The sequence below is a fragment of the Rhodonellum sp. genome (genome assembly GCF_030656585.1).
Lineage (GTDB): Bacteria > Bacteroidota > Bacteroidia > Cytophagales > Cyclobacteriaceae > Rhodonellum > Rhodonellum psychrophilum.
Genome location: NZ_JAUSPP010000022.1, coordinates 1 through 16,449 on the forward strand (window position 1 = coordinate 1; position 16,449 = coordinate 16,449).

At 43.3% G+C, this 16,449-nt stretch carries 5 protein-coding genes; all 5 read right to left on the reverse strand.

Going from position 1 to position 16,449, the window contains the following annotated elements; all coding sequences use genetic code 11:
* The coding region (locus tag Q7J63_RS04850; protein WP_304884405.1) for a hypothetical protein at positions 1-195 on the reverse strand (195 nt) is incomplete at its 3' end.
* A gap of 8 nt (positions 196-203) precedes the next feature.
* Complete coding sequence (locus Q7J63_RS04855; protein WP_304884407.1) at positions 204-4,295, reverse strand: amino acid adenylation domain-containing protein; 4,092 nt, start codon at positions 4,293-4,295, stop codon at positions 204-206.
* Between the two features lie 158 nt (positions 4,296-4,453).
* Positions 4,454-8,554 carry an amino acid adenylation domain-containing protein gene (locus tag Q7J63_RS04860; RefSeq protein WP_304884409.1) on the reverse strand — a complete coding sequence of 1,367 codons (4,101 nt, stop codon included), beginning with the start codon at positions 8,552-8,554 and terminating at the stop codon, positions 4,454-4,456.
* Positions 8,555-8,567: 13 nt separating this feature from the next.
* Positions 8,568-15,302, reverse strand: coding sequence for a polyketide synthase (locus Q7J63_RS04865; protein ID WP_304884410.1), 6,735 nt, complete (start codon positions 15,300-15,302; stop codon positions 8,568-8,570).
* A 434-nt stretch (positions 15,303-15,736) separates the two neighbouring features.
* The gene (locus tag Q7J63_RS04870; protein ID WP_304884412.1) at positions 15,737-16,432 is read right to left on the reverse strand and encodes a glycosyltransferase family 2 protein; all 696 of its coding nucleotides are present in this window, start codon (positions 16,430-16,432) and stop codon (positions 15,737-15,739) included.
* Positions 16,433-16,449: the final 17 nt, after the last annotated feature.

Sequence of the window (16,449 nt, forward strand, 5' to 3'; positions counted from 1 at the left end):
ATCCGCCAAATTATAAAATCTGCCGATTTTAAAAACATCTTCTCTTTCCAAAAGAAAACTATATCCCTTGGCATAATCAAAACCCTCGTCCAAACCAATTCGCCATACATGCACCCCATTGTCCAGGTCAAAGGAGGGCCCTTTTTCCCAAATTGGTTCTGGGGTTTTCCATTTACAATACAGTTCTGCTTTCATCCGGAAGTTCATTTGTCCAGGACTCCCTGGAGTTTTTGAGCAAGCTCCTTTACCAATTCAGCATCTTCAAACATGGAATTGTGATCACCTTCTATTTCAAGTGTCAATACTTTGTCTGCATAAGGCCTCCACCCATAAAATACCATGTCCTTTTGATAAAAGGTCTTGATTTTGGCCTTGAACAATACTATTTCTCCGTGGTACGGAGAAAGCACATATTCATCCATCGCAGTATGATTTATCTTTCTGATTTTTTCTATGGTATGAAAAAGTCTAGATTCCTCTTCAAAAGACTCTAAATGGAATAATTTTTTCAAGCCCCTTTTCTTTCTTTCGAAGGAATGTGACTTGATATTCTTGAAAGTCGCTGGGGAATGAACCAATAATTCCATGTCTACATATCTTTTTTTGACCTCAAAAGCCACTCCCCTTTTGAATTTTTCCCAGCCGGTCAATTCCTTTTCGCCTTGGTATGCGAATACATCAAACAGAATTACTTTTTGGATATCAAGACCCATTTCTTTCATTTGTTTCCCCATTTCAAATGCCACATAGGCCCCAAAGGATTGGCCTCCAATAAAATAAGGTCCTGTTGGATTGTGTGCTATTATCTGATGGATATAATGTGTCGCCATTTCTTTGATGGTATGAAGGGGTTCCTCAATTCCATCTAGACCTTTTGATTGAATCCCGAAAACTGGTTGATCGGCATCTAGGTTCTTTGAAAGCCCATAAAATGAAGAGACATTGGCTCCAGCACCATGGATCAGATAAATCGGAGTTTTACTTCCTGTGGGTTTGATAGGAACCAAACATTCCCAGCTCACCTCTGCCTTGTCCAAATTGTCCAATCGCTCCGAAAAAGAAGCTATTGTTGGGAATTTAAATAAGGTATCCAAAGGCAGGTTCAATCCGGTTTCCTTTTCCAAAGCAGACATCACCTCCACGGCAATCAAGGAATGTCCACCGAGTTCGAAAAAGTCGTCGTTCAAGCCGATAGCTGGCACACTGAGTACCTTTGACCAAATCCCAGCCAATAATTTTTGGTTATTACTTTGATATTTGACCTGTTCTTTTCCGGAATTCAACATAACCTGACTGATAAAAGGCTTGGGCAATGCTTTTCGGTCAATTTTATTGTTGGCGGTTTTGGGGAATTCCCGCATGGACACCCAGTCCACAGGAACCATATACTCTGGAAGCGTTGCTCTTAATATGTTTTTCCACACGGCAATTTTCTCAGGAGCCAAGGTCAATTTTCCATTGTCATCCTGCTTGCCTATTTCCCCAGGTGAATCAAGTTCCGGTTTTAAAAAAGGTGTCTCTGAATTTTCTTCTATCACATAGGCAATAAGTTTTTTGTCTCCTGGCTTGTCTTCCCTTGCGACAACCACAGCCTCCCTTATTTCAGGGATTTGACCAAGCTGGTTTTCGATCTCCCCAAGTTCAATTCTGAAACCACGAATCTTCACCTGATTGTCCATCCTCCCCAAACAGACCAATTCTCCATTTGGAAGAAATTTCCCCAAATCTCCGGTTCGGTAAAGCAATACTCCTTTTTCTGGCTCAAAGATATTTTTGACAAACTTCTCTTGTGTCAATTCAGGGCGATGAAGATATCCTTGGCTTACCCCATCGCCCCCAATCCAAATCTCCCCGATTTCGCCAGGGGAAAGGAGATTTCCATTTTCACCAACGATATAGACTTGCGTATTGTGAATCGGATGACCTATGGTGATGGATTGAAAAGGATCTTTGATTTTTTTTATCAAGGACCATATGGTAGTTTCTGTTGGTCCGTATACATTCCACAATTCGGAAGATGTTTCCATCAGAGAAAGGGCTAGGTCTTGGGAAAGCGCCTCTCCACCACAAAGGACTTTGAGCCGAAAGAGTTTTGACCTGGAGGTATTGACCATCATTCTCCATGTGGCAGGTGTCGCCTGCATGATTGTTATCTTCTTTTTTTCAATTATCTCGACCAAAATCCTCCCATCTTTTGCCTGGTTGCTGTCCGCAATCAAAAGCGCTGCTCCCGCAATCAACGGCAAAAACAATTCGAGCCCAGCAATGTCAAAGGAAATCGTCGTGACGGCCAACAACTTGTCATCGGCACTGATACCGGGGCTGAGTTGCATGCTCAATAAAAAATTCAAAAGGTTGTGGTGCTCTATCTTTACCCCCTTTGGCTTGCCAGTGGAACCTGAGGTATAAATCACATAGACCAGATCATTTCCGGAAATGGTTACTTGAGGTTCCGTATCTGGATAAGCCATCAAGGTTTCTATTAATTCCTCTAAAATCAGTATAGGGGAATTGCTCCTGTATCGATTTTCCAATGATCGTGAAATCAAGAAAAAGCGGCATGCTGCGTCCTCCACCATCATCTCTATCCTGTCCTTGGGATAAATTGGGTCAAGCGGAAGATAGACTGCCCCAGATTTGACAATCCCCAATAGGGAAATGACCATTTCAATGGACCTGTCCACACACAGCCCTACAATATCTCCCTTGGTTACGCCCTTTTGGAGAAGAATGTGTGCCAGCTGATTTGATTTGCTATCCAAATCCAAATAGGAAATCTCCTCATCCCTAAATGTGATGGCTATTTTATCGGGAGATTTTTGTGCCTGCTCACTGATCAGTTTAGTGAAAATTTTATCTTTTGGATAGTCCAGAAAGGTTTCGTTCCAAGGCTGGATTCGCCTCAAAAACTCATTTTTAACCAAACCAATTTGGGAAATAATGGTTTCTGGATTTTCTGTCACTTGTTTTAGAAGCATCCTGAATTCCTTCAGCATTTTTTGAATGCTATCCGCTTCGTATAAATTGGTGTTGTATTGCCAATCAATCAGAAGGCTTTGGTGATATTCCGTGATGTAAAGTGCATTCTCGAAGGTTTCAAACTTCTTGGCATTGAAGACGGACTCGACCTTGCAACCACTGAACTTGTAATGGCGGTTTTTGGCTGACTCAAAATTGATGATAAAGGGAACCAATGGAATTTTGGAATTGTCTCTCTGGATTTTGAGCTGCTGCAATAAATTGCTGAAAGTGTATTGGGAGTGATCATAGTTATCCAAAAGCTCAGTTTTCCTTTGCTTCAAATAAGACAAAAAGCTCAAATTCGGATTGATTTTGCTCGGTACCGGAAGCAGATGGACACAATGCCCGACAAGTGAGAAATTGCCGGAAACAGCCTGCCCAGATACAGGGATTCCCAGGGACAACTGGCTTTGCCCGGTAAGTTTATGGAAATAAATTTCGAATACTCCCATCAAGGTATTGACCAAGCTGGTTTTGGCCAAAGCGGACAACTTCCTAAGCGCGTCCAGCAATTCCGCATCAATCTCCAAATCCAGCCTCGAACTGTTGTAAGTCCTGAATTCAGGACGAATGTTATCGACCGGCAATTCCAGGTAAAAATTATTCCCTTTAAACTGTTCCAACCAATATTGCTCCGTGTCACGATATTCCTGACTCTCTTTAAAGGCGGTCATTTCAGAAGAGTATTCGCTGAAGGAATCCGCTTTGGGGAGATTATCAGGGTTTTTTTCCAGGAGTCTGGAGTAAATTTCACAAAGCTCTTCGGAAATCAAATCCAAGGACCAGCCATCCACAATGATGTGATGGCCAGTGATCAACAACACGTGCACATTGTTTTCCAACTTCAACAACGAAAACCGAATGAGTGGACCGTTGACCAAATCAAATGGCAACGTGACTTCAGCATCCAATACATCCTGGAAAGCCTGACTTTTATGATGAGGGGAAAAATCTTGGATTTCCAGAAATTTATATGTTGGAAGAACATGTTTCTGAATGATACAGTTTTTCCCATCAGGACTGAATGTCATCCTAAGGGCTTCGTGCCTGTTTACAACAGCCTCCAGAGCAGAAAAAAGCAGATCTGGATTCAGGTCTCCAGTAAACTTGAGGGAAATCGACAAGTTGTTGGATAGATTGGCCTCCTCACCTCCCAATTTACACGATACCCAAATTTCTTTTTGGGAATCCAGCAATCCAACTATTTTCTCAATACCAGGAGTTTCAAAAGGGTCGTATGCGATGCTTTCAAATTGTGGTTTTATAGGTTTCATTAGCTAATTATGTAGACATTAATGATTTCATTTGCTGGGTAAGCTGAGATCAGATTTTATCCAAAACACACATGATTGGACAGTGGTTTTATCGTTTTTTACACCACACATTATTTTTTTAAAGAAAATCAAGCCGAATATTTTCAAGGAATTATTCACTATGAAATATTCATTTCAATGTCTTTATCCAGAACTTCCTGTAGTTTTCGTCCGAGGATTTTCACCAATTCCGGATCTTCGAACATTGAATTGTGGTCTCCTTCCATCTCCACTGTATGGACCTCTTTCACATAAGGTTTCCATCCGTAGTATTCCATGTCCGTATCATAAAATGTTTTGATTTTGGCCTTGAACAGGATGATATCGCCATTGTATGGAGCCAATTCATAATCATCCATGGCCTTATGATTGATTCTCCTGATTTTTTCAATTACGTGAAATAATTTCCCTTCGCCATCCATTGCATCAATTCCCAAAAACCGCTTCAAGGCTCTCGTTTTTCGTTCCAATGAACTGGTTTTCAACCTTCTCAATGTGCTGGGAGATTTTACCAACAATTCTATATCCATGTATCTTTTTTGGAATTCGTAACCAACCTCCTTTTTCATTCTTTCCCAGGAGGATAATTCCTCGAAATCCTCCTGATAAGCGGAGACATCAAACAATATCACTTTTTGGATATCAAGCCCTGACGCTTTCATTTGCCGCGCCATCTCGAATGCAACGTATGCACCAAAAGATTGACCTCCGATATGATAGGGTCCATGGGGATTGTGTGTGACGATTTCCTGGATATAATGTGCCGCCATTTCCTTTATGGATTGTAAGGGTTCGTCTATTCCATTCAATCCCTTTGCCTGAAGCCCATAGACAGGCTGATCCTCATCCAGATTTTTTGCAAGGTTGAAGAATGGCGAAACATGCGAGCCTGCTCCGTGAATCAAGTAAATCGGAGCTTTCTTTCCGGATTTTTTGATAGGCACCAAGCTGCTCCAGTCTTGGTCTTTTTGGTCTTGGCGATCCAAAACGGCCGCGAAATTTTCAAGTGTTGAATTGATGATCAATGTATTCAGCGGCAAGTTGAGACCGGTCTCCTCCGCCAACTCCGCCATTACCCTTACCGCCAACAAGGAATGCCCTCCCAATTCAAAGAAATCGTCCCATAATCTGACATCGGACACACCCAACACTTTACTCCAAATGCCGGCGACTAGTATTTGATTGGGGTTTTGCGGAAGATTTTCTTCCGCCTCATCCCAAAAGACATTTCTCAAAGGTATTGGCAAGGAGTTCCTGTCTATTTTATTATTGTCCGTCATGGGAAATTCCCAAAGGGCGACCCAATCGTTTGGAATCATGTAATTGGGCAATCTCGTTTTGAGTGTTTCTTTCCAGCCCAAAATCTTCTCTTTGGTCAGCACAGGTTCCTCCCTTGTCATGACTGCTGTATCTGACAGGTTATTTTGATCCATCATGAAGAGACTTTCATCCTCTTTAAGGACTACATAAGCGGCCAATCTTTTGTCTCCGGGATTATCTTCCCTAGCAATTACAATAGCCCCTTCGATCTCTGGGAACTGATTGATTTTGTTTTCGATTTCACCCAGCTCTATTCTATAACCCCTTATTTTCACTTGGTGATCCACCCTTCCCAAACAAACCAATTCCCCATTGGGCTGGAATTTTCCCAAATCCCCTGTTCTGTATAAATATTCACTTTTGGAAGGTTCAAAATCATTGGGCACAAATTTCTCCTTGGTGAGCAATGGCCTATTGAGATACCCTTTGCTGACACCGTCTCCCCCGATCCAGATCTCCCCGACATTTCCTGCGGGTAATAAATGACCATATTTATCGACCACATACACTTGGGTATTGTGGATTGGCCTACCAATCGTGATCGGCCCGTTTGGATCTTTTATTTCTTTGACCAATGACCAGATCGTCGTCTCTGTAGGTCCGTAAACGTTCCAAAGAGAATCGGCATTTTGAAAAAGTTCTAGTGCCAAATCTTGTGGCAACGCCTCTCCGCCACAAAGTACTTTGATCGGAAGATGCTTTTTCCATGAGGAATGCAACATCATTCGCCAAGTGGCTGGGGTTGCCTGCATCATCGTAATTCTTTCCCTTTCTATCAACTCAACCAATCCCCTCCCATCTTTGGAGGTTTCCGCATCCGCCAGAACCACTTTGGCCCCTGAGATGAGGGGTAGAAACAATTCCAATCCCGCAATGTCAAAGGAAACGGTGGTCACCGCCAGCAATTGATCCTCCTGACTGATTCCCGGAGCAATCTGCATGCTGAGCAGGAAATTGATCAAATTTTGATGGCTTACCTGCACACCTTTGGGTTGTCCGGTGGATCCCGAAGTGTAGATGACGTAGGCCAAATCCTGTCCTTTTATATCAATGCCGCTCGCAAACCCAGGTAATCCCGACATCGAAGTCATCATTTCCTCCAAAACGATCATTGGGGAGTTGGTTTGGTATTGGTCTTTCAACCTTTCCGAAACCAAAAAATATTTACAGGAGGCGTCCTCCACCATAAATTCAATCCTGTCCTTTGGGTAAACAGGATCCAAGGGAAGGTAAGCCGCCCCTGATTTGATGATCCCCAATAGGGAAATGAGTAACTCCACACTCCTATCCACACAAATCCCGACAACATCCCCCTTTTTTATTCCCATCGCGACAAGATAATGGGACACTTGATTTGATTTCTCTTCCAATTCTCGGTAGGAGATTTCACTGCCCATGCTCCTCACTGCGATTTTAATTGCTTGCCTTTTGGATTGTTCAGAGATGTAATCCGTGAAAATTTTATCCTTGGGATACTCCAAATAAGTCTCATTCCATGGCTGGATTCTCTTTAGGAATTCATTCTGGACCAAATCAACTTCTTTGATCAAGGTTTCTGGAGTATCGGTCAAGAGGCTAAGGATGTCTTGGTAATCCCGCATCATTTCCTCAATGGTTGAAGGCTTAAAGAGATCGGAATTGTAGGTCCACTCCAGAATCAATCTTCCTTTTATTTCAGTGATGTTGAGGAAAATCTCAAAATATTCGTATTTCCTTGGATTTGTGATCAAAGTATGGTTTAACCCATGGAAAGCGACACCCTGATCCATTCCCATGTCGATATTGAAAACCACCGGGATGAGTAATATTTTGGAGATGTCCCGCGGGATATTTAGATGGGGAAATAAATTTCCAGATGAATATTTGGCATGGTCATAATTGTCAAGCAGTTCCGTTTTTCTTTTTTTCAGGTAATCCAAAAATGACAATCCAGGATTGATCTCGCTGGGAATGGCAAGAAGATGCACCGCATGGCCCACCAAAGAAAAATTTCCCGAAATAGACTGCCCTGCCACAGGGAGTCCGAGAACCATTTGCCTTTGACCAGTCAATTTATGTAAAAAGATTTCGAACCCGCACAGTAGGGTGTTCACCAAACTTGTTTTAGCCATCACCCCAGTTTTCCTACATGCGGTTACCAAACCGAGAGGAAGTTCAAAATCAAGTCTATGCCCATTCAGGGTTCTGACTTCAGGCCTGGGAAAGTCGATTGGTATTTCAATACCCGGAACTTTTCCTTTGAACAATTCAATCCAATACCCTTCGGTTTGATTGAATTCCTCGCTACCCTTGTACTCGAGCATGGTTTCGGCATATTCGCTGTAGGAATCTGCAGGTGCCAAAACTGGCTCCAAACCCTGCACAAGCTGAGAGTAAATCGTACTCAACTCCAACACAATCACCCCTATGGACCATCCATCGCAGACCAAATGATGGGCCGTAATCAACATAAAATGGTGCTGACCTTCCAACTTGAGCAGGTCAATCCTCAACAACGGCCCCTCTTTCAAGTCAAATGGAGTCGTCACTGCTTTGTCCAAATAATGCTCCAAGCGGAGATCTTTATCCACCTTTGGCAACTGCGATAAATCTTCAAAAAGAAAATCTGGGGAAACAAAATCATAAATGATACTGGTTTTCCCATCCCCACTAAAAGTCATTCTCAAGGACTCATGCCGTCTGACGAGCTCGTCAAAAGATGCCTGCAAAACAGGGATATCCAAATCTCCCTTGAGGTCAAGGGAGATGGATTCATTATAGGACAAATTTGATTCCACACCATCCACAACCGCCGACAACCACATCTCTTTTTGGGCATCCACCATTCCCACGATTTTCTCAATCTCTTTTTCAGGAAAAGGATTAAAATCCACTGGCTCTAAAAAAATATCATTTTCCATATTATCCCGAAAATTAGTTTTCAATATTGATTTTTAAGTATTTGCCTGGGTTCTTCTCATCTACAAGGAACCAAGCTGGATTTCCTTGCTGATCTTTCCCCAATTTGGCCCCTGGAACAGGCGGACTGGCCCAAGAAACAACATGTTTCTTTTCATGACCTGACCCATTCGTTTTCTTGGGAATACCACCAAAAAACCCTACATCCAGGAGCTCTCCAATGGATTGCTTGAAGGAATCGATGACTCTGTCCACATCTGCTTCCGTAATCTCGGTGGTCAGATAGCAAGGAAATCCATCATAGATATGAATGCCTTTCTCCCTCAGGAGAATAAAAATAAGGTCTGTATATGGCAATTCCTGCTTGTATTTCAGCTTCCAAAGGGATCCAAAATGTGCAATGTAAAAAGGCAGGTTATGCTCCTTAAAGAATTTATCCAGTGAATCGGCGATTCGGTTGGTCTTCTGTTCGAGATCCTTCTGTAGGTTACCATTGTCTTTTTTGAAAAATTCCAAGGACGCTTTGGCACTGGCGAGCGCCAAAGGATGCCGGACAAAAGTCCCTGCAAAATACGTCACACCCACTTCAGGCATAGAATCATCCCCAAACTCCCAATATCCACCATCTAAGGCATCCAAAAATTCGGCACTCCCGGCAATCGCGCCTATAGGCAATCCCCCACCGATCACTTTGCCATAAGTCCCAATATCTGCTTTTATGCCGAAGATTCCTTGGGCCCCCTTTAGATGGGTCCTAAACCCGGTGATCACCTCGTCAAATATCAATGCGGTCCCGCTTTCCTTGGTGATTTCACGTACTTTTCTCAAAAACTCGACGGGGTGGAATTCAGGCCTACGGCTCTGAACAGGTTCCACCAAAACTGCGGCAAGCTCATCTTTTCGCTGTCGGATGATTTCCAGGGATTCCTCAGTTCCATATTCCAAGACAAGAAGATTCTCTACAGAAGACGGCATGATGCCAGCCGCAGCGGGATAGCTTCTCTGATTGTTGCTTCCCCTTACGATCACCTCATCGAATGTGCCATGATAAGAATTGTTGAAAGAAACGACCAAAGATCTTCCGGTGACGGTTCTGGCCATCCTCAAAGCACCCATGACTGCTTCTGAGCCTGTATTACAAAGCGCAGCCCTTTCATGTCCTGTCAATTCACAGAGCAACTCACAAACCTCTCCCGCCAACACATGTTGCGGCCCAATCTCAAATCCTTTTTCCAATTGCTCCCTGATCGCTTTCTGGACATACTCAGGACCATGCCCAAAAAGGATGGCTCCAAATCCATTCAAGACATCCAAATACTCGTTCCCGTCAATATCCCAAATTTTGCTTCCTTTGGACCTATCCACTACCAAGGAATAGGTGATTTCTTTGGTGTTCGGCTTGAAACCTGACACCACCCGAGGATCTGCCATTTTGGAACGGTATTTCTGGGTATAGGCTTTGCTGTTTATTGTTTTTTCGTTGAATCTTTTGATGAGATTATCCAGAAACTGCTTTTGTTCTGGGGTAACCTCAGTCACCACCTTTTCTATTTTTGCCATGGCGCCAAAGGTTTTAGGAGCATCGGCTGGTGGAGCGTGGCTGTGGGGTTTTGGCCCTTTGTCCAAGGTGGCTACCGGCGTTGGGGCCACAGAATCAGTTGCTCCTGCTGATACCATTGGCAAAGGCACTTGGCCATTTCCTGCACCATTGGTAAGCATCATGATTTGCTGGGACATCAATTCCAATTGTCTGGAAAATAAATCCATGGGAGAATGCACGCCATTGCTTTGTGGATTTACCCCTTGGTGGGCAGGTTGTGGATATACGAACTGCTGGGGCTGAAGATTTGGCATTGCATACACTTGAGCAACAGGAGGAGCCTGTTGCTGAAAAACCGGCTGCGATTGCGGCTGTGCGGCAGTGATTACTGGAACTTCCGGCTCACTTGCCATTGCGGGCGCTGGTTCTCGATAGGCCTCTTCTGGTAGTTTTTGATCTAAAAACTCCACCAAGGCGGTTAGATCAGAAAGCGTTTCGCTCAGCTGTCTGAAAGTAATGGGAGTTTTAAATTCTTTTTTAAGACTTGCTGCCAATTGAGTCAAAAGCAGCGAGTCAAATCCAAGTTCCAAAAAAGAAGCTTTTTCATCAGGAACGCTTAGTCCTGTTGTGTCTTGGATCACGCCAATTACTTGGTCTTTGATTTTTTGTTTTCGGTCCATTTGAATAGGAGTTTGAATATGTATTGAAAAAGTCTGCTCAATCATCTGTTCGATTTTCATGTTCACTTCAGGTATCTTTTGCGCTATAATCGGTTGTGCAGGGTCCATCCAAATTTTTTCCTTTTTAAAGGCATAAGTGGGCAATTCACATTTGGGAATAAATTGGTCATACAGATTTTGCCATTGGATTTTTCTTCCCTTTTGCCAAAGACTTCCCGCAGTCTGAAGAAAAAACCTGTAATCCGATACTTTGGGGTTTTTCATCAGGCTGTTGTACATCTCCCTTCCTTTTCCTTTTTTTGCCTGACGGCAAAGTGAGGTCAATACATTCCCAGGCCCAACTTCCAGGAAGCTCAGCGGTATTTCCAATTCAAAAAGGGTTTCTGCAGCATCCGCAAAGCGTACTGCATTCCTCAATTGATTGGTCCAATATTCCGGACTTTGGGCTTCTAAATCCGATAAAAATTCTCCTGTCACCGTAGAAATCATCGGGATTCGCGGTCTCTGCATAGGGATTTCCCGTACTACCGCTGCAAAGGAATCCAGAATGGGATCCATCATCTGTGAATGGAATGCATGGCTGGTTTGAAGTATTTTGGAAGGGACATTCCTGGCTTCCAACCTTGTGGCGAAAATTTCAATTTCATTTGTTTCTCCCGATACCACACACTGGTTTTCACCATTCACGCCTGCCAAAGAAAGATTTCCAGGCATCATGGATTTGATTTCCTCCTCGGTACACCTCACGGAAAGCATGCTGCCATGTGGCAACTCACTGATCATCCTCCCTCTAATGGCTACCAGATTTAAAGCATCTTCCAAAGTAAAAATACCCGCAAGGTGTGCCGCCACAAATTCCCCTATACTATGCCCGCAAATAATAATCGGCTTCACGCCTAAGGAAATCCACAATTGAGAAAGTGCATATTCAATGGTGAAAATTGCCGGCTGGGTATACTTTGTGTTCTTGAGCATGGCTTCGGCCTGCTCATCTTCCACATCTGGATAGATAATCTCCAAAATTGGCTTATCCATTACCGCGGACAATATCTCGGCGCATGTATCGACAGCATTCTTAAACACCTCATTGTTTTGGTACAATTCCTTACCCATGTTCAGAAATTGGGCCCCCTGTCCGGGAAAAAGAAAAACATATTCATCTGGTTCTTTTACAGGAAGGATTTGTCCCGAAAAATCCCCCAATTTTTGAATCAGTTCCTCCTTGGAATCCGCGACGACAAATTTCCTAAAGGGAAAGTGCCGTCTGTTTTCCTGAAGATTGAAGGCAACTTCAGTAAGCTGGACTTTTGGATTATTTTGAATAAAATCGGACAATTTGCTGGCATACAACTTCAAACTTTCCTCGGATTTGGCTGACCAGTTAATCAGATGGGCTGGATACTTATAATTCCTGGTTGCATTCTCTTCCGGCTTGGCTTCTGGTGCCTCTTCCAGAATAAGGTGAACGTTGGTTCCGCCCACGCCGAAGGAACTGATTCCCGCGATTCTTTTCTTGTCGGAATCCCAGGCCTTCAATTTTGTATTGACATAAAAAGGACTGTTTTCGAAATCAATGTTGGGATTGATCTTGGAGAATCCTCGCTGTGGAAAAAACTGCCTGTGTTTCAGGGAAAGCAAGGCCCTAAAAAATCCCGCAATCCCAGCAGCAGCATTGAGGTGTCCGATATTGCTTTTGATACTTCCTATCGCACAATATTGTTTCTTGGTGGCCTCACCAAAAGCCAGTTTCAAACCCTCCACCTCAATCGGATCACCAATAGGTGTCGCCGTGGCGTGCGCTTCCAAATAAGTAATGTCATCGGGATGAATCCCTGCATCCTGGATGGCGGCATAAATCGCCCCGGCTTGACCCTCGGCACTTGGTGCGGAAAAACTCCCTTTTTCGCCTCCATCATTATTGACACCAAAGCCTTTTACCACTGCCAAAATTTCATCTCCATCCTCAATGGCTTCTTTCAGGTTTTTAAGCAAAACCACACCCACACCATCACTGAATACCGTTCCCGTTGCCGAGGCATCAAAAGAATTGACATGACCATCTCTGGTCAAAACCGATCCATCTTCAAAAATATGACCGCTTTTGGTAGGGGATTTAATACTCGACCCGCCTGCTATGGCCATCTTGCATTTGCCTGTCCTGATCGCATCGGCTGCTTGGGAAATGGCCAAAAGGGCCGTAGAACAAGCAGAATGTACACTTACCGCCGGACCAGTCAAATTCAAGTGATAGGCCGTACGGCTAGCGAGGTAATCCTTTTCATTCAAAGATCCCACCATAAAATCTCCGTAGGCTTCCAACAGTTTGGAATGCTGGATGAGGTTGTGCGTAAAATAAGTATTGTTGCTACATCCCGCATACACCCCGATTGGCAACTGGCCATCTTGGGTGCGGTATCCTGTTTTTTCCAATACCTCATGCGCCACTTCAAAAAATTTGCGTTGTTGAGGGTCTGAAATGGATGCCAGTTTGGGATTGAATCCGAAGAAGTTGGCGTCAAATTCATCATAACCCTCAATGATTCCCCTTGCTTTCACATAATCAGGGTTCTTCCTGATTTCTTCAGATATGGTCTTGTCCAATTCTTCCTCACTAAAAAAACTGATGGTCTCTTCCCCATTCCTAAGGATTTCCAAAAGCCGCTCCACAGAATCTGCTCCGGGAAATTTGAGGGCCATTCCTATAACGGCAACATCCTGTTCTTCCTTTTTTTGATTTTTGGCTCCGAAATTCACGAATTTTGGTTTGCCTTCTTTTTCCAAAAACTGGGCAATTTGAAAAACGGTGGGGAATTGGTACAATTTAATGATCGGCAAATCCAACCCAAACCTTTGCTTCAATTCCGCTATGGTCCTTTGCCCTTTCAGGGAGTTTCCTCCCAACTCAAAGAAATTGTCATGGATGCTGATTTTGTCATAATTCAGGATCTCCTTGAACAGATCGGCCACCTGTTTTTCGACCGCTGTACTCGGCACGACCAGTTGGGCCGCCCATTCCGGGCGGGTATGGCGTGGTTTGGGAAGCCCCTTTTTGTCCACCTTTCCAGAGCTGGTTTTGGGAAAATCATCGACTTCAATTACATAGTCCGGGATCATGTATTCCGGAATTTTGGATTTTAGATCGGATTTTATTTGGGCCAGATCGCCTTTTTCCTTGTCAATAAATTGGACATACCCACAAAGGTATTTTTGTCCCATTTCATCTTCATCCAATTTCACGATGGCATGTTTCACATTGGGTAGATTCGCCAAGGCGCTTTCTATTTCTCCCAGTTCTACCCGATTCCCTCTAATTTTGATCTGATCATCCTCCCTGCCATTGAAATAATAGAAACCTTCTTCATCCTGATTGACCAAGTCGCCGGTTTTGTAGAGGGTTATCGCCTTTCCTTCGGGAGTGGTCCAGGGAATGAAGCGGGCATTGGTGAGATCATCCCTGTTGAGGTATCCTTTTGCGAGGCATGGTCCTGAAATGTGCAACTCTCCCAAATGTCCAGTAGGAACGGGGTTCAACTGCTCATCCAAAATCCAAAACCCACAATTTGCAAGAGGCTTTCCGATGGAGGGGATTTCCGGCCAAGAATCCGGATGGCCCTCCATATTGATATCCGATGCCCAAATGGAGGCTTCTGTGGGGCCATAGTTGTTTTTCAATACCGCATTGGGGATTTCCTTGAAGAACTCTCTGATTTGGGGGGTGATTTTCAACAGTTCACCTCCTGTATTTACCTCGGTTAGGCTTTTCGGGAATATCCCGCTGGACACGGCCGCATTGGTAAAATATTGAAGGGCGACAAAGGGAAAAAAGACATTGTTGATCCCATGCAACTGGATATAATTCAGCATAAAGTAAGCATCCAGCCTTTGAAGATCCTCCACCAAATGCAATTCACCACCGGAAGAAAGACAGACAAAGATTTCTTTGACCGAAACATCAAATCCCAAGTGGCAGAACTGTAAAGTCTTGACGCCCAATCCTGCCGCTCTGGAAGAGATCAGTTTGTGTTCGATCAGCTCAATGGCCCCTTGATGTCTCACCATCACTCCTTTAGGTTTTCCAGTGGAGCCAGAAGTAAAAAAGACCGCATACAATTCCCCCGGCGAAAAATCGCCCTCTGGCCTCTGATTTTCTTCAGCTTGGAAATCGATTCTTTCCAGACCCAAAGCACCCCAAACAACCTCTTCTCCTTCTCCGGAAACAACATACTTGAGGGAAGAGATTTCCACCATGTTCTTATGCCGCTCTGAAGGATAGGTTGGATCGATGGGCATGTAGGTTTTCCCAGCTTTAAGAATTGCCAATACGCCCATGATCATGTCCATGCATCTGGTGGTACTGATTCCTATGATTTTTTCACCTTTTGAAATCTTAAGGATAGCGTTTGAAAGCTTTTCGGCCTTATGATTCAATTCGGAATAAGTGATACGCTCTTCCTTGAAGACCAAGGCAACTTTATCTGGATATTGATCGACAGATTTCTCGAAAAATTGAAGAATTGAAGGAGCAGTCATAAATATTGATATTAATTAATAAAAACACATAATAGTGATAACAAGTAGTTATATGATAAAAGTAATTTAAAAGAATAATTGATTAAAAATAAAAAGTATGAGATTCAAAAACAAATTATTATGTCTAAAAATATTTTTTGTGTATTTAAAAAACACCTCATGCTGCAAACAGAAAAACAATAATGAATCAGGAACAATAATTTTTTATTGGTTTCGTCATATAAAAATCAGTGGATTTTAATAATTGCCTTTCTATAATTAAAAATCAATGGGGAATAAAGCCTCCTGAAACACCCTTTTACGAATGAAAAAAATCTAAAATCCCGGGAAATTCTCGGTGAAAAATTTGATTCTACGCTTTGGTTTCGGTGAAAAAAAGTGGATTTTTGGTAATACCCCGTGAAAAAAAAACTCGAAAATCACAGGGGAATTCTTCATTTATATTTCCAGATGGTCCAGAGAATCTTATAACCAGCCATAAATGTCCCCTTGACAGTCCCACTTACCTTGGACACTCCGATTCTCTTCTTATAATTTACGGGAACCTCAGTGGTCCTCAGGTTTTTTTTGGCCGCTTTTATCTGCATTTCGATCGTCCATCCAAAATCCTGATCCTCCATCTGGATTTCGCAAAGCTTGCTCCACTTGATCGCTCTAAAAGGGCCCAAATCGGAATAATCAGTTTTGTAAATGGACTTCATCAGCGACGTTGCCAGCCAATTTCCAAAGACTTGGGGAATGGTCATCGACCCTTTTTCCCGATTGCCCCTGGCACGTGAACCAATGACCATGTCAAAATCCTCTTCAAGTATCGGCCGAATCACAGCGGTCATCTCTTCTGGATAGTCACTGTAATCGGCATCCAAAAATACAACAAGATCCGGACGCTTTTCAAGAGATTCCAAATACGATATCGCTTTCAAGCATGCCTTTCCGTATCCCTTCTGCATTTCGTCCAAGACGATGGCTCCAGCTTTTTCGGCGACCAACCTTGTTTGGTCATTCGAATTGTTATTCACCACAATGACATGCCTGACAAAGACTGGGATATCGCCTACTACTTTCCCAACACTGTTTTCTTCATTATAAGCAGGAATGATGACATCGATGATGGGGAAAGGTTTTGAAATTCGAAATCCAAAGTCGG

Bases quoted from the DNA above. Each gene is read 5' to 3' on its own strand.
- Q7J63_RS04855 (WP_304884407.1), bottom strand. From the start codon at position 4,295: ATGAAACCTATAAAACCACAATTTGAAAGCATCGCATACGACCCTTTT.
- Q7J63_RS04865 (WP_304884410.1), bottom strand. From the start codon at position 15,302: ATGACTGCTCCTTCAATTCTTCAATTTTTCGAGAAATCTGTCGATCAA.
- Q7J63_RS04860 (WP_304884409.1), bottom strand. From the start codon at position 8,554: ATGGAAAATGATATTTTTTTAGAGCCAGTGGATTTTAATCCTTTTCCT.